Genomic DNA, 18,493 nt, shown 5'->3' on the forward strand with positions numbered 1-18,493 from the left:
TTATTTCTTTTCCACAAAGATTTCCATTCCAATGGTTTCGTCATCTGTATAAGTTGAACGCATCGATTGAATGAGTTTTTCCAGTTCCTCTAAACTAATAGAAACATCCGCAGCAACTATGTCCCATGCCACTTCTTCCCGCCCATTTATCGATGTCATAATTATTAATCTACCTTGTGAAAAAAGCATCATTGCTGGTTTTTTCAGTTCTGTTTTTTTAATTTCATTCCATGGTTTAAAATCACCACGATAAGCAACTCCACGTTCTGTTAATTCTACGGTGGGAGCGATATTAATTAACCGAAACAATGGACGTAACACACAAAGGCCGATAAATACGAGTAAAATCATTTCCTCTATGCCATTTACACCTTTGATATGACTAAAAACAACATAAAGTAATAATCCAACAGCCATCCAAAGTAAACAACTTGAAAAAATCAAACGTCGATTTACCCCAAATTCGATTTTCTCCGTTTTCTTTGCATGTTCTAACTCATTTTCTATCATTATTTTCCTCCAGTTTTACAGCTCTATTATTTCTATTGTACTAAAAATATACTACAATGGGAAGAAGGCATTCATGTAGCTTTTTAATTTAAAGAAATCAGCCTACTTTCAGTTGACCTTTTTGGCATTTGTGATATAATTTCTTTAATGCTTTTAAGTAGTAAAATGTAATAATCCAATAAAGGAGGAGAACATCATCGATCAAGTTATCTTAATTGGCTTCATGGGAGCTGGAAAAACAACGGTTGGAAATATACTCGCAAACTTAGCTGACTTACCGTACATCGATATTGACGAAGTAATTACAAGCGAACAAGGAATGAGTGTATCGGACATTTTTGCTAAATATGGTGAAAAAGAATTCCGCCGTCTAGAACATGAAAAATTAAAAGAATTAGCAACAACCAAAGCCGTTATAGCAACAGGTGGTGGCATTGTTCTTAATCCTGAAAATAGAGAAGTTTTAAAAAATACATATCCGGTTATTTATTTAGAAACGGATCCCGAAGTATTTATGAATCGCTTAAAAGGCGACACCACTCGACCGCTCGTACAGCAAAAAACAGCCGAAGAAATTCGTGCAATTTTCGAACCAAGAATTGCTCATTATCAAGATTCCGCAGATTTTATTGTTAATACGGATAATCGTAATCAACAAGAAGTTGCTCAAGCTATTTTAACCATGTTAGATAAGTAAAAAAACAGCGCTAAAATTAGCGTTGTTTTTTTATTCTGTGCAATGTCTACACCACATACCTGGTAACACAGATGTATAGTCTTTTGTAAATGTTAATAAGTCATAAAACATACTGTCCGCATAACCTGCGTCAATATTTTCTATTTTGTTCAATTCTATTTCGCGATGAAGTGATTCCAGTGCCGCATCACGAAGAGCAGGTAAAACATAGCCCGTGATTTTGATTTGAGCTAAAGCTGCTGAGACAGTAATTCTATCGGATGCTCGAACATCACTGCCAAACTCAACCAAAAGTTGTTTCAATCGCTCTACATCATCGTCTTTCGCTGGAACATAGCTTGCTTTTTTCACTGTTTCCATCATGTATTTCGGAAATGACGATAAATTGAGTCCTTGATCACTTTTATCACTAAAATATTCTTCTAAACGTCGAAGTACTTCAAGTCCATCTTCATATCCAAATGGGCCATAGCTATCCTTTTCATCCAAATAAAAACTCGCTTTAAAATGTTCGTTGAAATGTGGATGTGTTGTCTCACGATTTAACGCGGCACCAGGCTGGTCGATATACATAGTAATTGCCATTCTCATTTCCTCCATTCATGTGAAATCTCTTACATTCATCTTACCAGACTATCTACCTTTTTGAAAGAAGAAAAAAAGGTGACAATTTCATGACAATTTTAAGGATGATTTTCGCTTTTATTGTATTTTAATTAACTATACCAGATGAAATTAGTTAATTAAATTGGTTCTATTCTCATAAAAGTTAATTTTTGCTCTTTTGACCATTTATTTATTTCGTGGTTAAATAAAACTGGACTTGGTTTTTATTAATCTCGTCTGTTGATTTATTAGTCAACCACACACTCGAAAAACAAAAACCGCCATTTATCCCATTATGGCGGTTTTTGTATACTTAATTTAAATGTAAAACAGTCACAGCTTCAATATGTGTCGTCATTGGAAACATATCTACTGGTTGGACTTTTTTCGCTACATAGCCACCATCTGTTAATATTTTCATATCTCGGGCTAATGTCCCTGGGTTACAAGAAACATATACTACTTTCTTTGGTTTCATTGCCAAAATAGTTTCAAGTAACTTTTCATCGCAGCCTTTTCGTGGTGGATCGACAACTAAGACATCTGCTACAATGCCAGCTTTATACCAAGATGGAATAACCTCTTCTGCTTTCCCTGTTTCAAAAGTAGTATTCGCTAATTCATTGAGTTCTGCATTTGCACGAGCATCTTGTATCGCTTGATCCACAATTTCTACCCCATAGACATGCTTGGCTTTTTTCGCGAGACAAAGGGAAATAGAACCAATGCCGCAATAAGCGTCAATCACTGTTTCTTCACCTGTTAACTCAGCCGCGTCGATTGCTTGTTGATACAAAACTTCTGTTTGGAGCGGATTCACTTGATAAAATGAACGAGCCGAAATTGCAAAACGAATACCATGAATCGTGTCTTCAATAATATCTTTTCCCCAAAGTGTTTTTGTACGATCTCCAAAAATCACATTCGTTTTATGTGGGTTAATATTTTGAACGATAGAAGTTAATTCTAGTTGTTCGACCAAATCACGTACAATTTCTTCTTTAAAAGGCATACGTTCTTTTGTTGTTACAAGGACAATCATTAACTGTCCAGTTGTACGCGCAAATCTTGTCATAATATGGCGGATATCGCCTTTTCCTGTTTGTTCATCATAAGGCTCTGTTCCGTATTTAGCTAGGATTTCACGTGTTTTTTGAACAGCAAAATCACCTTGCTCATTGTGAATTAAACAGGTCGACATATCAATAATGGCATGGCTTCTTTTTTGATAAAATCCAGCTGCTAACTTACCATTAACAAAACCTACCGGTACTTGTGATTTATTGCGGTAGCGCCACGGGTTTTCCATACCTAGCGTTTCAGGAACTTCTACGTTTAGTTTACCAATGCGTTTCATCGTTTCTTCCACTTGATTTCGTTTGAATTCAAGCTGGCCATCGTAGCTTAAATGTTGCAAACTACAACCGCCACATTTGGAATAAACCGCACAAGGAGGCTCTACACGATCTGCACTAACAGTTTCAATATTCTCCATCCGAGCAAAACCATAATTTTTATTTAATTTTATTATTTTTGCTGTCACTTTTTCGCCAGGTAACGTATTTGGAATGAAAAATGGGTATCCGTCAATTTTGCCAACCCCACTGCCGTCATGCGTTAAATCTTCAATAGTAAGTTCAATGGATTGGTTCTTTTTTAAAAGGGATGCTTCCAAAGTCCCTTGCCCCTCTCTTTGCTTTACTTAATAATATATTCGATGCCGATTGGTTCTTTAATTACTGCTTCTTCTTGCTCTTTAAAAACAAGCATAGTATTTTTTTGTAACGTAAAATCATAAACAAATGTTTTTGGATAGATGGTAACATTTTTATTCGTGATTAAATTTTTTGTGTTATCTGTAATAGTCGTTTCTTCTGGAATTTGGCTATTAAAAATATCAGCTGCGACTTCAGCATCATCGCTTGAATAGCTTGTATTTAGAGATACTTTGATATCATTGTTTGTTGTTTCTTCTATTTGTACAGGCGTTTTTTCTGTCTGTACAGAACGTTCACCACTTGTAATTTCATAATTGGCAAACTTTTTCTGAATCGTTGTTGTTGGGTAACGATATTTTGTGTTAGTGATATACTCAGAAACTTTCTTTGCTTCAATACGAAGTCGATATGCTTTAATATCTTTATAACGATTATCAGAAGAAGCTAATTCTTTTAAAATTTCTTCATTAGTTGTTTCTAAAATCAAATCTCCATTAGATGCAATCGTTGTGTTTGTATTTGTTGCCGGGATAGATAAAATAATTTTATCTTGTATTGGAATTTGCATTTGATTGTTTATCCATACTTTATTACTTTCAATTAGCTCTGTTTTACTTACTTTTGGAGCCTGTTCTTCTGCATCCACTTGCCAAAAGAAAAAAACAGCCGCTGCGATAGCAATGATAAGAACGATTATTATCATCGTGAACCTTTTAAATTGATGTCCACTTGTCATATCGCATTCACCTCATTTCTTGTCAGAATACCTATTATACTTGTTTTGCTCAAATAAGACAAATATCTAACAATAATTACATCCTTTTTACTATGTTGCAATTAGGACGTTTAGGCTAAAGAAAAAAACTACCAAGCAGGGCAGTTTTCAGCTATTTTCTTTTATGAATAAATCAGTTGCTGGAATATCATCCACACTAGCAAAAAATTCGATATGTTGTCTTAAATTGCGGAATTCCATCGGGGTTTCCCCGCCAAGCTCGCCGTCAAGATTAATCAGCATCTTGTCTTCTGAATTGACAATTACTTTTTCGGATTTTACATAGATAACATTTGGTTCCTTAATATGATCTCCTCGGAGCGCCAGTGTGACTAAACGGATAAATTCGGCTAAATTGACTTTTTTTACGATAATAAGCGAAAATTTACCATCATCTAGCTTAGCATCCGGAGCAATTTTTTCAAAGCCTCCAATGGAATTAGTTAATCCTAATAGGAAAAACATCACTTCCCCTTCAAACACGCCTTGATCATATTCTACTTTTACTTTGGTTGCTTTTAAGGATGGTAACATTTCAATTCCTTTTAAATAATAAGCAAGTTGTCCTAGCATTGTTTTTAGGCGGCTAGGAACATCGTAAGTGAGTTCTGTTAAACGACCTCCGCCACCAATATTAATAAAATAAGTTTCGTTTGCTTTACCTATATCCATTGCTACACTTTGACCAGCTGCTATAATCTTCGTTGCTTTAATCACATCTCTAGGCACGTGTAAGGCTCTTGCAAAATCGTTGGTTGTCCCGGTTGGTATAATCCCTACTTTGGGGCGATATTCTTTTTCGGCAATACCGTTAATCACTTCATTAATGGTTCCATCTCCACCAGCTGCTACAACTAAATCAAATCGATTTCTTACAGCTTCTTCAGCGGCATGTTTGGCATCATCTGGCTCTGCTGTAGTCGCGTGCGCAGATGTTACGTAGCCTGCTTGCTCTAATATCGAAAGGACATCTGCAAGGTTTTTCTTAATGATTTCTCTTCCAGATGTAGGATTATAAATAACTCGAGCGTGTTTTTGCATTATGTTTGTCCTCTCCTTCACTCAAACAGCGTTGTTCAAAAGAAAAGCGCGTTTTGACACATGATAGTAATATTATAGCAAATTTCGCCATAAATTCCTAATAAATAAAGCAGTGAGGCAAATGCCTCACTGCCCATTATTTAACGTTTGTTCATTTCTTCTAGTAATAATTTATTAACCATTGGCGGATTTGCTTGCCCTTTGGTTGCTTTCATTACTTGGCCAACTAAGAATCCAACAGCACGATCCTTACCATTTTTGAAATCGACAATGGATTGCTCATTGTTATCTAGAATTTCGCTGATGATAGTGCGTAAAGCTCCTTCATCGGAAATTTGAACAAGTCCTTTGTCTTTTACTACTTGCTCTGCATCGCCACCATTTTGCGCTAATTCGCGGAAAACTTTTTTAGCAATTTTAGAGGAAATAGTACCGGCTTCGATTAATTTAATCATGCCAGCAAGGTTTTCAGGAGTTAGTCCTGTTTCATGAAGCTCTTTTTGTTCTGCGTTTAAGTAGGCAGAAACTTCGCCCATTAACCAGTTAGATGCTTGTTTTGCATCTGCTCCAGCTACAAGAGTTGCTTCAAAAAAGTCAGACATTTCTTTCGTAAGCGTAAGAACCATTGCGTCATATGCCGGTAAACCAAGATCGTTAATGTAACGAATTTGACGTTTATCTGGAAGTTCAGGAATTTCTGCACGAATACGTTCTTTCCAAGCGTCATCAATAAATAAATCTACTAAATCTGGCTCTGGGAAATAACGATAATCGTCAGAACCTTCTTTGATACGCATCAAGGAAGTTTTTCCAGTTGCTTCTTCAAAACGACGAGTTTCTTGTTCGATAATGCCGCCAGACTTAAGCACTTCTGCTTGGCGTTTTTCTTCATATTCGATACCTTTACGCACATTGTTGAATGAGTTCAGGTTTTTTAGTTCTGTTTTCACACCAAATTCTTCTTGGCCGATTGGACGGATAGAGATATTGGCATCACAGCGCATCGAACCTTCTTCCATTTTCACATCGGATACGCCAGTGTATTGAATAATAGATTTTAATTTTTCTAGGTACGCATAAGCTTCTTCTGCAGAACGAATGTCTGGTTCAGAAACGATTTCGATTAGTGGCGTTCCTTGACGGTTAATATCTACTAACGAATAACCATGAGAAGTATGCGTGTTTTTCCCAGCATCTTCTTCTAAATGAAGACGAGTGATGCCGATTTTTTTCTTTTTGCCGCCAACTTCGATTTCAATCCAGCCATGTTCGCCGATTGGTTTATCAAATTGGGAAATTTGATATGCTTTGGGATTATCTGGATAGAAATAGTTTTTGCGGTCGAATTTTGTATGTTCAGCAATTTCACAGTTGATTGCCATCGCTGCTTTCATACCGAATTCTACAGCACGTTTATTTAAAACTGGTAAAACACCTGGCATACCTAAGTCTACCACGGTTGTATTTGTATTTGGTTCTGCTCCAAAATGAGCTGGCGCAGAAGAAAATATTTTTGAATTGGTTTTTAACTCTACGTGAACCTCAAGTCCAATAACTGTTTCAAAATTCATTGCTACGCCCCCTATAAGTTTGGTTTTTCTTTATGGAATGTTGTTTCCTGTTCAAAAGCATGTGCTACTTTGTATAATAACGATTCTTCAAAGTAGTTACCGATAATTTGTAAGCCTACTGGTAAGCCATCTGAGAATCCACAAGGAACAGAAATAGCTGGTACGCCAGCTAAGTTAATCGGAACAGTTAAAATATCATTGGAATACATTGTAATTGGATCATTGATCATGCCGTCAATTTTGAAAGCTGTTGTCGGAGAACTTGGTCCGATAATTACATCGTAGTTTTCAAATACGTTAATAAAATCTTGTTTAATTAGCGTACGTGCTTGTTGTGCTTTTTTGTAGTAAGCATCGTAATAACCAGAGCTTAACGCATATGTTCCAAGCATAATACGACGTTTTACTTCATCGCCAAATCCTTCAGAACGTGTTTTTGTATAAAGTTCTTCTAAAGTAGTCGCATTTGGAGAACGGTATCCGTAACGAACGCCGTCAAAGCGAGAAAGGTTAGAAGATGCTTCACTGGATGCTAAAATATAATAACTTGCTACACCGTATTCAGAATGCGGTAAAGAAACTTCATCCCAAGTCGCACCAAGTTTTTCAAGTGTTTTAAGCGCATCTAATACAGCTTGTTTTACGCCAGGGTCAACCCCTTCCGCAAGATATTCTTTTGGAACACCTATGCGTAAGCCTTTAATGTCTCCTGTTAAGCTATCTGAGAAACGCTCTACTGGTTGATTAATGGAAGTAGAATCGTTTGCATCTAAACCAGAAATCGCTTCTAGTAAATACGCATTATCTTCTACATTTTTAGTAATTGGCCCGATCTGGTCTAAAGAAGACGCAAAGGCAATTAAACCAAAACGAGATACACGACCATATGTAGGTTTCATTCCGACTACCCCACAAAAAGCTGCTGGTTGACGAATAGATCCACCAGTATCACTACCAAGCGAGAATAATACTTCGCCGGCTGCGACTGCGGATGCACTGCCGCCTGAAGAACCACCAGGAACTCTGGATAAATCCCATGGGTTATGTGTTTTGTGGAAATACGATGTTTCTGTCGAGGAACCCATCGCAAATTCATCCATGTTTAATTTTCCGATATTAATTGTTTGCACGTTTTTTAATTTAGAAACGACGGTCGCATCATAAATCGGATCGAAGTTTTCTAAAATTTTACTTGCTGCTGTTGTACGTAAATTTTTTGTCACGATATTATCTTTAATTCCAATTGGAAGACCTGCAAGCATGTTGTTTGGATCTATGCCAGCATCTCCAAGCTCTTCTGCTACACCAAATGCTGCTTCTTTATTTAAAGTAATAAAGGAACCAACTTTGTCCTCTACAGATTCAATTCGGTTGAAAGATTCAGATACTAAATCAAATGGTGAAATCTCTTTTTTAACTAATTTATCATGTAGCTCTTTTACTGAAAAATCAAATAAACCCAAAATATTTTCCCTCCTTAGCCTCTTTATTGTTCCATAATTGTCGGTACTTTGAACATGCCGTCTTGCTCATCTGGGGCATTTTTTAGTACTTCTTTACGATCTAACCCTTTTGTTGCTACATCTTCACGTAAAACGTTTGATACGTCGATTGCATGGCTGGTAGGTTCTACATTCGTTGTATCTAAAGTATTTAATTGCTCTACTAGCTCAATAATTTTACCAAGCTGACCAGCGAAAGCAGTTGCTTCTGTTTCTGATACTTCTAGTTTGGCAAGATTTGCTACTTTTTCTACTGTTTCTTTTGATATATTTGACAAAATGCCATCCTCCTTTTTAATGGTACTTACTACGCGGTAGTGCTTCCCTCCTGTTAAAAATGGGAAGAACTGTCCTCTCCTGCATAATTATACAACAGGAAAGAACAATTCGCATTGTTTTTTATTAATCGTAAATGTGAGCAGTTGCTGCATCTTCATTTGCTTTTCTTGTAATCAATGCAGCTGGGCCATCGGATGTAGAAATATTGACTTGTAAATCAGCTGTCTTCGGAATATGTTGTCCGACTAAATCCGTCACATACTGTGTAAAGCCGATAATCTCTGCTTCACCATAAAATTGTAATGGAATATCAATGTTTAATTCTGCTAGTTGACCGTCTTCATATCTACCACGACCAACGACACCTGTAAAGTTTGGATAATAGTCTTCAATTGCTTTTTTGAAATTCAAGAAATTGTCATTATCTGTTTTGTGATCTTTAGCAGATTCAGTTGATGGTAAAACATAATTTTTTTCATCTATATCTTTCCAATTAGAAAGACTGTCACCATTTGCAGTTGCATAAGCAATGTAATTCCCAGGAGCTACCGCATCACGAGCGCCTTGTTTGTATATAGCAATCGTTACAGGAACATTTTCTAAACCTTTTGTTTGGCGAATTCGATTTAACACAGTGGCAGACATTTCTTTCCCTTGTGCTAATAATTCACTATCACTAATTGGTTGTTCATAAGTGTCTCCATATTTTTCTTTTTGGTAATAATCGACCGAATTCATTGCAAGGGCAATAGAAATTCCACCAAGAGCAACCGTATCTTTATCCGTTTGTTTTAAATAATCTTGTTCTAAAATATGTGCTAGATAGATTGGTTTACGATTCTCACCGTTACCATTACTGGCTGGGTTTAAACCATTCGGATTTTTATCACTTTTTCTATCTAACCATTTTTCTAAAGTTTCTTTATCCAAGTATTGCCCTTCTTGAAAAAGATAATTATCTGGTGAGTATTTATTTTGTGAAACACGCATTAAACCAGATTCTAATTCGTTAATATCATATCGTGAATAAATATTCGATACGACAAGTCCACGGGATTTACTTGCTTTGTATGGTAGTACGGTTTTGTAATAATTGGATGAGATTTGGTTTTTTGTCATGATGCCCGTTTCCGCTTTTGAATCATCTTTTTGTACCACTTTATCGTTTGAGTCAAGTTTTGGGGCACAGCCAGAAAGCACAAGCGTTAAGCCGAGCGCTGCTATTATGAGTTTTTTCATTCGTTTAATCCACCTTCGTCTGGTAAGTACTCTATTAAGTCTTCTTCTGACCAAATAGGAATGGCTAGTTCTTCAGCTTTGGCTAGTTTAGAACCAGCATCACTGCCAGCTACAACAACATCCGTTTTCTTACTGACGCTTCCAGAAACATTTCCTCCGAGGGATTCGATTAGTGCTTTTGCATCATTTCGTGTTAACTTCTCTAGTTTCCCAGTTAAGACAACGGTTTTACCTGCGAAAACAAGTTCTTCCTCGGACATATCTTCTAGTTTTGGCCCTGTATAGGTCATATTGACGCCAGCCCTTTTTAGTTCTTCTAATAAATCATGTACTTCTTCATTCGCAAAATAGGTCACAATACTGTCTGCCATTTTTTCACCAATGTCGTTAATATTCGTCAGTGTTTCTTTGTCCGCAACTTTTAAATTATCCATTGTTTCGAAATGAACGGCAAGTGATTTGGCAGCTTTAGCACCAACATGGCGAATTCCTAAGCCAAAAAGTAGTTTTTCAAGCGAGTTTTGTTTACTTGCTTCGATGGATGCCAGTAAATTAGTTACTGATTTCTCACCCATTCTTTCTAATTCTAACAGTTTCTCCTTCGAAAGGAAAAACAAATCTGCTACATCTTTAATTAAATGCTGTGAAAACAACTGGATAATTGCTTTTTCACCAAGTCCGTCAATATTCATCGCATTCCTGGAAACAAAGTGGATAAGACCTTCTTTTATTTGAGCTGGGCACTTAGGATTAATGCATCTTAGCGCCACTTCTTCTTCCAAACGAACCAGTTCACTGTCGCATGTCGGACAATTTTTTGGCATATGGAATGGTTCTTCACTTCCGCTACGTTCTTCGGTGATGCTTTTAATAACTTCTGGAATGATATCGCCAGCTTTTTTGATTAAAACAGTGTCGCCAATGCGGATATCTTTTTCCGTAATTAAATCTTCATTATGAAGGGAAGCACGGCTAACGGTTGTCCCTGCCACTCTCACTGGTTCTAACACGGCGGTGGGAGTTATTACACCTGTTCTACCTACATTTAATTCAATGTCAAGTAACTTAGTTGGTACTTCTTCGGCTGGAAATTTATAAGCAATCGACCAACGAGGTGATTTAACGGTGGTTCCCATTTGGCGTTGTTGTTCTAAGTTGTTTAATTTTAGAACAATGCCATCAATATCATATGCTAAGTCGGCGCGTTTTTCTGTCCATTCGTCAATGTAAGCATATACTTCTTCTAAACTACTGCAAAGCCGGCGCTCTTTATTGACTTTAAGACCAAGTGTTTCAAGCATATCTAAACCGGCGCTATGTGTTTCAACGCCCATTTCACCGAAATCAGCTACTGCATACAAGAAGATATCGAGATTTCTTGACGCTGCAATTTTTGTGTCTAATTGTCGAAGTGATCCAGCCGCAGCATTTCGCGGATTAGCAAATAACATCTGGCCTTCTTCTTCGCGAATTTCATTTAGTTTTTGGAAAGAGCGTTTCGGCATGAAAGCTTCACCACGAACTTCAATGGAATAATCCTTTTGAAGTTTCATCGGAATGGAACGAATCGTGCGCAAGTTAGCGGTAATGTCTTCTCCAATGGTTCCATCACCGCGGGTAGCACCTTGTTTGTATTTACCATTTTCGTATTGAAGGGATACTGCTAGTCCGTCAATTTTAAGTTCGCACATATAAGCAATATCATCGCCCACTTTGTCGCGAATTCGGCGGTCAAAATCCGCCAAATCTTCATGGTTAAAAGCGTTGGCAAGACTTAACATTGGGGTGTCATGTGCTACTTTTTTGAAACCTTCTAAAACTTCTCCGCCAACTCGTTTCGACGGTGACTCAGGTGTAACCCACTCGGGATGCGCTTCTTCTATTTTAAGTAATTCTTGCATCTTCTGATCATATTCGGCATCTTCTACTGTTGGATTATCAATTACATAATAATCATAGCTGTATTGATCAAGTATGTTGATTAGTTCTTCATACCGTTTTTTATCAGCCATCATTTTCACCTGCTTTTTCCAAATTTATACTTTTTCAATTGGCGCAAATTCTGCGAGCAATCGTTTGACGCCAGTTGGGCTCGGGAATGCAATATCTAGTTCCATTCCGCTACCTTCCCCTTTGACACTGACGACTGTTCCTACGCCCCATTTTTTATGACTAGCCTTGTCGCCGACTGTCCAGCCAAGTGTTTCTGCGCCTGAAGATTTGTAGGCGGTTGTTGTTTTTTGTGGAATACGAGGTTTAGCATATGGTTTATCAGCTTTTAGTTTGTTTTCATTACCTAATTCCAGTAAATCTCGAGGGATTTCTCCAATAAAACGAGATTCCTGATTAGATGATGGGCGTCCATAAAGCATCCGTGAGTAAGCGCTCGTTAGGAAAAGTTCTTCTTCCGCTCGAGTGATACCAACGTAAGCAAGACGACGCTCCTCTTCCATTTCATCTTCCTCATAAATCGCTCTGGAATGTGGGAAAATCCCTTCTTCCATCCCAACTAAAAAGACAACTGGGAATTCTAGTCCTTTGGCAGAGTGAAGTGTCATCAGTGTGACAGCCCCGTTTTGTTCTTCATTGTCTTCTTCTAACTTATCGACGTCAGCAACGAGTGCTAAATCAGTTAAAAAGGCAATTAACGTTTTATCGTCATTTTCCTTTTCAAAGTTTTGTGTTACAGATAAAAACTCGTCGATATTTTCTAAACGTGTTTGCGCTTCAATGGTTCGTTCATTTTTTAGCATTGCGCGGTAGCCTGTTTTTTCAAGGATTTCTTCTACGAGTTCGGTTACGGATAAGAAATCTTGCATTTGCGTGAAGCCGCGAATCAAATCATGAAACGCAACTAAGTCTTTGCTTATTTTAGGCGAAATTCCCGCTAGTTCGATGCGGTTAAGGACTTCAAACAAGCTCAAATCATACGTGGTCGCCACATTATTTAGTTTATCTAAAGTACCTGGTCCAACGCCGCGTTTTGGTACATTAATGATACGTGTCAAACTAATATCGTCTTCATTATTACTAATCAGACGTAAATACGCCAAAATGTCTTTAATTTCTTTTCTGTCATAGAACTTTGTACCGCCGACCATCGTGTACGCCATATTCGACTTCATGAAATATTCTTCCATTACACGGGACTGTGCATTAGTTCTATAAAGAATCGCAAAGTCAGAAAGTGGTCGATTCGAGTTATTTACTTCTTCTTGAATTTTCATAACTACATAGGCCGCTTCTTCTTTTTCCGTTAATGCTTTATGATAAAAAATCTTCTTCCCTTCTGCATTACTTGTCCAAAGATTTTTTGGTTTACGGTTACCATTGTTTTCAATCACACGGTTCGCCGCTTCTAAAATACGTTTGGTTGAACGATAATTTTCTTCTAGCAAAATGGTTTTCGCATTTGGGTAATCTTTTTCGAAGGACATGATGTTACTAATATCTGCCCCGCGCCAACCATAGATTGATTGATCCGAGTCCCCAACGACGCATAAATTTTTAAATCTCGAGGCAAGTTGTTTTACGAGTAAATACTGCGCATGGTTAGTATCTTGGTACTCATCCACATGAATGTATTGAAACTTACGCTGATAATATTCTAAAACATCCGGAACACGTTCAAATAATTGAATCGTCACCATAATTAAATCATCAAAATCGAGTGCTTGATTTTTTTTGAGTTTCTTCTCGTATTTCTCGTAGACTTCGCCGACCATTTTGTCATAAAAACCACTTGCTTCTTTAATATATTCGCTTGCTGTTATCAGTTCATTTTTTGCATTACTTATAGAAGCCAAAATACCCCTTGGCTCAAACTTCTTGGGATCGACATTCTTTTCTTTCAAAATACCTTTAATAACCGATAATTGGTCACTGCCATCTAAAATAGTAAAATTACGTTCATAGCCAATGCGGTCAATATCACGGCGTAAAATTCGTACGCACATCGAGTGAAAAGTAGATATCCAAATAGATTCTGCTTCTCCGCCCATTAAATTGCCAATCCGCGACTTCATTTCGCGAGCTGCTTTATTCGTAAACGTAATCGCTAAAATGTTATACGGATTTACGCCACGTTCTCTCACTAAATAAGCTATCCGATGGGTCAAAACTCGAGTTTTCCCACTTCCGGCACCAGCCATAATCAATAAAGGTCCTTCTGTACTTTCTACTGCTCTTCGTTGTTCCGGATTCAATCCGTCCACTAATTCTTTTGCATTCAATTGCATTCTCCTATACACCACCATACAAACATTTGTTCTTATTTTATCATACTACACTTTATAATCAAACCGTTTTCTTCCTAAAAATAGTCGCGGTTTCTAGTGCTTTTTCTAAATCTTCATAAATAATATTGCCTACGATAATCGTATCCGCATATTTTGCCATTTCAGCGGCTTGTTCTTTTGAACGTATCCCGCCCCCATACCAAAATTTTGTGTTACTTAAAGCGGCACTTGCTTTTCTTACAACCTCTGGATCTCCGTACATGCCACTATATTCGACATAAAAAATGGGCAGATGAAATATATTCTCTGCTAACCGCGCATAGGCAATGATGTCTTCATCCGTTATATCGGTCTTTGCTTCTGTTAAATGAGCCACTTTTGCATCTTTATTTAAAATAACGTAACCTTCTGATGTAACTCGCTTCCAAGGAATAAATTCTCCCATTTCTTTGATTAACTCCTTGTGTAAACCATGCGTCCACTTACTATTTTCCGTATTCAACACAACTGGAATTAAAAAATGGTCTGCCTCAGGTAAAATCATGGATTCATTGCTTATTTCAAGGAAAATTGGCAAGTCCGTTTCGACTAATAATTCATACAGATTTTGGACTGCTTCGATTTGCACATTATCTGTCCCACCAATAATAAATCCATCGGTTCCAGAATGGATGAGCTTCGTGACATCATTAGTAGGTAAATTCTTTGCTGGATCTAACTTGAATAAATGCTTCATTTGCTCCTCCAAGTCTCTATAATGGGATATCTTATTATAGCATTAGTTACATTTCATCGCACCCTTACAATAGGAAATTTTAACTTTTTTTAAGCTTTTTTTGTTAGTTGTTATTGGGATAGCTTTTATTTTATGGTATGATGAGGAAAATTTGATTTTATTAAGACTTCTGAGTATTTACATAGAAAAAAGGAAATGGGGATATTATGCAAGAAAACAGAGAAGAATGGGGCTCAAAAGTCGGATTTATATTAGCATCCGCTGGGTCCGCAATAGGAATTGGTGCAATATGGAAACTGCCTTATGTGGCTGCAACTGCAGGAGGTGGCGCATTTTTCTTATTGTTTTTAGTTTTAACTTTGCTCGTTGTTATGCCGCTTTTAATTGCAGAATTTGTGATTGGACGAGGTTCTGGCGGTGATGCCGTTCAAGCTTATAAAACACTCGCTCCCGGAACAAAATGGAGTTTACTAGGAAAATTAGGCGTAGTCGGCGCAAGTATTTTATTTTCCTTTTATAGCGTAGTTGGTGGTTGGATTATCACTTACTTAATTAAAACGCTCGCTGGTGGGATTGCCGGAGAAAATCAAGCTAGTTTGCTGCATGATTTCCAAGTGACGACAGCTAATCCATGGATATCAGTTGGTGCGACGATTCTCTTTATTTTACTAAATGTCATTGTTATTAGCCGCGGAGTTGTTAGCGGGATTGAAAAAATGAGTAAGTTTATGATGCCGGCCTTATTTATTTTATTTATTGTTTTAATCATCCGGTCTTTGACGCTACCTGGTGCAATGGAAGGTGTCGCATTTTTCTTACGACCCGATTTTAGTCACTTTACAGCACAAACGGTTCTTATTACGCTTGGTCAGGCCTTCTTTTCACTCAGTGTGGGGATTTCGGTAATGGTGACTTATAGTTCTTATTTAAATCGTTCGACAAGTTTACCGCAGTCTGCCATTTCGGTTTCGCTTATGAATGTATTTGTGTCGCTTCTTGCGGGATTGGCCATTTTCCCGGCAGCATTTTCGTTTAATATTACGCCAGATGCGGGGCCTGGGTTGTTATTCGTTATTTTACCTTCAATTTTTAATCAAATGCCCTTTGGGATGTTATTCTTTATTATTTTCTTGATTTTATTCTTATTTGCGGCATTAACCTCTAGTTTCTCGATGCTCGAAGCAACGGTTGCGCCATTGATGAATGCGGGCGTTAATCGTAAAAAAGCAAGTCTTTGGATGGGGCTCGTAATCGTTTTGATGGCTATTCCAAGTGCGCTTAGTTTTGGCGTTTGGAGCGATGTTCAGATTTTTGGACTAAGTATTTTTGATGCTGCCGATTATCTTGTGTCGAATATTATCTTGCCAGTTGGTGCTTTATTTATCGCGATTTTCGTTGGCTACCGATTACCTCGCGAATTACTTTTAAAAGAATTTACCACAAGCAGCCATTTTGGAAAAAAAGTGTTTATTCTTTGGCTCTTTCTTATTAAATATATTGCACCAATCGCGATTATTTTCGTCTTCCTCTCTGCAACTGGTTTAATCGATTTTCTTTTTTAACAAAAAAAGCAATCCGCTAAGTTTTAGCGAGATTGCTTTTCTTATATTGCCATAAGGACAATGCTTGTTACACAAATCAAGATTCCACTGAGGCCAATTGCCGTTCCAATGGCTCGTTTTTCTCTAACATTAGCAAGTGTCGTGAAAATAAAACAAATAATAAAGACCCAGTGCCACAGTAAAGAAAAATCAAGTCCGGTGCCAGTGGAAATCATATTAATCACAAAATAAATAACTGCAAGAGCAAGAATAGAGATGATAACAATCTGATAGGTTTTACTATTAAACTTTTTCAACTTAACCTCTACCAATCTTATTCTGGCTTCGTCATTCTTGAAAATACAACATCATACATATCATTGCCATAATGAAGCGAGCGTTTTACACGTGAAATGGTTGCTGTACTTGCCCCAGTTTCTGATTCAATCACATTGTATGTTTTTCCATCATGAAGCATTTTTGCTACTTGGAAACGTTGAGCCATGGACTGTATTTCATTCACTGTACAAACATCATCAAAAAAAGCATAACATTCTTCTAAATTCTCGAGGGTTAAAATCCCTTGGAAGAATTCATCCAATCCTTGTCCACGCAACTTCTCTATTTGCATATCTTTACCTCCAAATAATCTCATATATCCTACTTTCATATTTTAACGTACCAACGCGTAAAACACAAACGTTTCTCTTCACTAAATGAACAAAAAAGTACCATCTAGGAATTTCTCCCTTAGATAGTACTTTTTTATTATTCTGCTTTCACGCCAATATCGATTCGATAAAAAAAGTTAGGATTGTCCAGTTTTTGCATTTCTGGGTAAAGTAAAGTGCGTGCGTCACTCATCGTTTCTGCTTCTTTGGCTAGTAGCAAGACGCGTCCACCATCAGAAATAAAATCGCCATTTTCATCTTGTTTTGTACCTGCATGATAAATCGCTACACCTTCTGCAACATCATTTAGACCAGTTAATTTGTTTCCTTTTTCATAATGCTCTGGATAACCGGCGCTTGCTAGGACAACTCCTAGCGTAATCCCTGAATTTTTAAAGCGCACATCTGGTTTTTCATTATGGAGTAAAGCGTCTATCAGTGCTGCAAAATCACTTTCTAAACGAGGCAAAACAACTTGTGTTTCCGGATCACCAAAGCGTGCATTAAACTCAATTACTTTTGGACCTTCTGCGGTTAAGATAAGCCCAGCATAGAGAATTCCGCGGAAATAACGACCTTCTTTTACCATTCCTTTTGCAGCTGGAAGAAGAATTTTTTCGACAGCTTCGTCTACTACCGTTTCAGAAATATGTGGCACCGGAGAATAAGCGCCCATTCCGCCAGTATTTGGTCCTTTATCGCCTTCATAAGCGCGTTTATGATCTTGCGCGATAGCCATTGGATAAACTTCTTCCCCATTTACAAACGCCATCAATGAAAACTCTTCTCCCGCTAAAAAGTCTTCGATAACGACTTTGAGAGATGCGTCACCGAATTTTTCTTCTAGCATCATATCTTTTAATGCAAGAACTGCTTCTTCCATTTCTAACGCTACAGTGACTCCTTTTCCAGCAGCGAGCCCATCTGCTTTAATGACGATTGGCACTCCTCGCTCATCCAAGTATGCCTTCGCTTCCGCATAATCGGTGAAAGTTCTTGATGCTGCCGTTGGAATAGCATATTTCTCCATAAATTGTTTCGCAAAATCTTTGCTGCCTTCAATTAATGCTGCATTTGCTTTTGGACCGAATGCTTTAATTCCAGCTTCTTCGAGAGCATCGACAACGCCTTCTAAAAGAGGCACTTCAGGCCCAACAATAACAAAGGCAATTTCTGCTTTTTTAGCAAAATCAATTAAACCAGCTTTATCCGTTTCAGAAATAGCTACGAGTTGGATGTTGTCTAAACGCATTCCGTCGTTTCCCGGAGCACAGTATACATTTTCGACATTGTTGGATTCTAATAATTTTTTACTAATAGCATGTTCTCTACCGCCGCTACCAACTACTAATAAGTTCATTTATTTACA

The 18,493-nt window shown here is 37.6% G+C and carries 17 protein-coding genes; 2 read left to right on the top strand and 15 right to left on the bottom strand.

Annotation, left to right across the window (positions count from 1 at the left end; all coding sequences use genetic code 11):
* Entirely contained in the window at positions 1–510 is a 510-nt protein-coding gene (locus CKV70_RS09000) for a hypothetical protein (RefSeq protein WP_014600919.1), read from the bottom strand.
* A 208-nt stretch (positions 511–718) separates the two neighbouring features.
* Here CKV70_RS09000 and CKV70_RS09005 point away from each other — a divergent pair, with 208 nt between their 5' ends.
* Positions 719–1,207 carry a shikimate kinase gene (locus CKV70_RS09005; protein ID WP_322943239.1) on the top strand — a complete coding sequence of 163 codons (489 nt, stop codon included), beginning with the start codon at positions 719–721 and terminating at the stop codon, positions 1,205–1,207.
* 30 nt (positions 1,208–1,237) lie between these two features.
* On the opposite strand, the gene CKV70_RS09010 is transcribed toward CKV70_RS09005, so the two are convergent.
* From CKV70_RS09010 to CKV70_RS09060, 11 genes are all read right to left on the bottom strand, one after another.
* On the bottom strand, positions 1,238–1,792 hold the full coding sequence (locus CKV70_RS09010) for a hypothetical protein (protein ID WP_014600920.1): 555 nt from the start codon (positions 1,790–1,792) through the stop codon (positions 1,238–1,240).
* 334 nt (positions 1,793–2,126) lie between these two features.
* Positions 2,127–3,488: a 23S rRNA (uracil(1939)-C(5))-methyltransferase RlmD gene (gene rlmD / locus CKV70_RS09015; protein ID WP_014600921.1), complete on the bottom strand. Its 1,362-nt coding sequence runs from the start codon at positions 3,486–3,488 to the stop codon at positions 2,127–2,129.
* Positions 3,489–3,511: 23 nt separating this feature from the next.
* A complete protein-coding gene (locus CKV70_RS09020; RefSeq protein WP_003722229.1) occupies positions 3,512–4,267 on the bottom strand; it encodes a hypothetical protein in 756 nt (251 codons plus the stop codon).
* A 147-nt stretch (positions 4,268–4,414) separates the two neighbouring features.
* Entirely contained in the window at positions 4,415–5,347 is a 933-nt protein-coding gene (locus CKV70_RS09025) for a diacylglycerol kinase (protein ID WP_003722230.1), read from the bottom strand.
* 140 nt (positions 5,348–5,487) lie between these two features.
* Entirely contained in the window at positions 5,488–6,918 is a 1,431-nt protein-coding gene (gene gatB / locus CKV70_RS09030) for an Asp-tRNA(Asn)/Glu-tRNA(Gln) amidotransferase subunit GatB (protein ID WP_003733249.1), read from the bottom strand.
* 11 nt (positions 6,919–6,929) lie between these two features.
* Positions 6,930–8,381, bottom strand: a complete 1,452-nt coding sequence (gatA, locus tag CKV70_RS09035; RefSeq protein ID WP_014600922.1) for an Asp-tRNA(Asn)/Glu-tRNA(Gln) amidotransferase subunit GatA — start codon at positions 8,379–8,381, stop codon at positions 6,930–6,932.
* 23 nt (positions 8,382–8,404) lie between these two features.
* Positions 8,405–8,698 (bottom strand): Asp-tRNA(Asn)/Glu-tRNA(Gln) amidotransferase subunit GatC, encoded by a 294-nt coding sequence (gene gatC / locus CKV70_RS09040; RefSeq protein ID WP_003722233.1) that lies wholly within the window; start codon positions 8,696–8,698, stop codon positions 8,405–8,407.
* A gap of 124 nt (positions 8,699–8,822) precedes the next feature.
* Entirely contained in the window at positions 8,823–9,938 is a 1,116-nt protein-coding gene (locus CKV70_RS09045; protein WP_003722234.1) for a CamS family sex pheromone protein, read from the bottom strand.
* Positions 9,935–11,950, bottom strand: coding sequence for an NAD-dependent DNA ligase LigA (gene ligA, locus CKV70_RS09050; RefSeq protein ID WP_014600923.1), 2,016 nt, complete (start codon positions 11,948–11,950; stop codon positions 9,935–9,937). Before ligA ends, CKV70_RS09045 begins: the two co-directional genes overlap by 4 nt.
* 24 nt (positions 11,951–11,974) lie before the next feature.
* A complete protein-coding gene (gene pcrA / locus CKV70_RS09055; RefSeq protein WP_022741854.1) occupies positions 11,975–14,170 on the bottom strand; it encodes a DNA helicase PcrA in 2,196 nt (731 codons plus the stop codon).
* A gap of 64 nt (positions 14,171–14,234) precedes the next feature.
* Complete coding sequence (locus CKV70_RS09060) at positions 14,235–14,912, bottom strand: heptaprenylglyceryl phosphate synthase (RefSeq protein ID WP_003733245.1); 678 nt, start codon at positions 14,910–14,912, stop codon at positions 14,235–14,237.
* 206 nt (positions 14,913–15,118) lie between these two features.
* On the opposite strand from CKV70_RS09060, the gene CKV70_RS09065 reads away from it, so the two are divergent.
* The gene (locus CKV70_RS09065; RefSeq protein WP_014600925.1) at positions 15,119–16,474 is read left to right on the top strand and encodes a sodium-dependent transporter; all 1,356 of its coding nucleotides are present in this window, start codon (positions 15,119–15,121) and stop codon (positions 16,472–16,474) included.
* Positions 16,475–16,515: 41 nt separating this feature from the next.
* Here CKV70_RS09065 and CKV70_RS09070 read toward each other — a convergent pair whose 3' ends face one another.
* The 3 genes from CKV70_RS09070 to purD form a co-directional block, all read right to left on the bottom strand.
* Positions 16,516–16,770 carry a hypothetical protein gene (locus tag CKV70_RS09070; RefSeq protein WP_003722240.1) on the bottom strand — a complete coding sequence of 85 codons (255 nt, stop codon included), beginning with the start codon at positions 16,768–16,770 and terminating at the stop codon, positions 16,516–16,518.
* Positions 16,771–16,787: 17 nt separating this feature from the next.
* Entirely contained in the window at positions 16,788–17,084 is a 297-nt protein-coding gene (locus tag CKV70_RS09075; protein WP_003720075.1) for a YerC/YecD family TrpR-related protein, read from the bottom strand.
* Between the two features lie 137 nt (positions 17,085–17,221).
* Positions 17,222–18,484 carry a phosphoribosylamine--glycine ligase gene (gene purD / locus CKV70_RS09080; RefSeq protein ID WP_014600926.1) on the bottom strand — a complete coding sequence of 421 codons (1,263 nt, stop codon included), beginning with the start codon at positions 18,482–18,484 and terminating at the stop codon, positions 17,222–17,224.
* Positions 18,485–18,493: the final 9 nt, after the last annotated feature.

The organism is Listeria monocytogenes (genome assembly GCF_900187225.1).
In the GTDB taxonomy this organism is placed as follows: domain Bacteria; phylum Bacillota; class Bacilli; order Lactobacillales; family Listeriaceae; genus Listeria; species Listeria monocytogenes.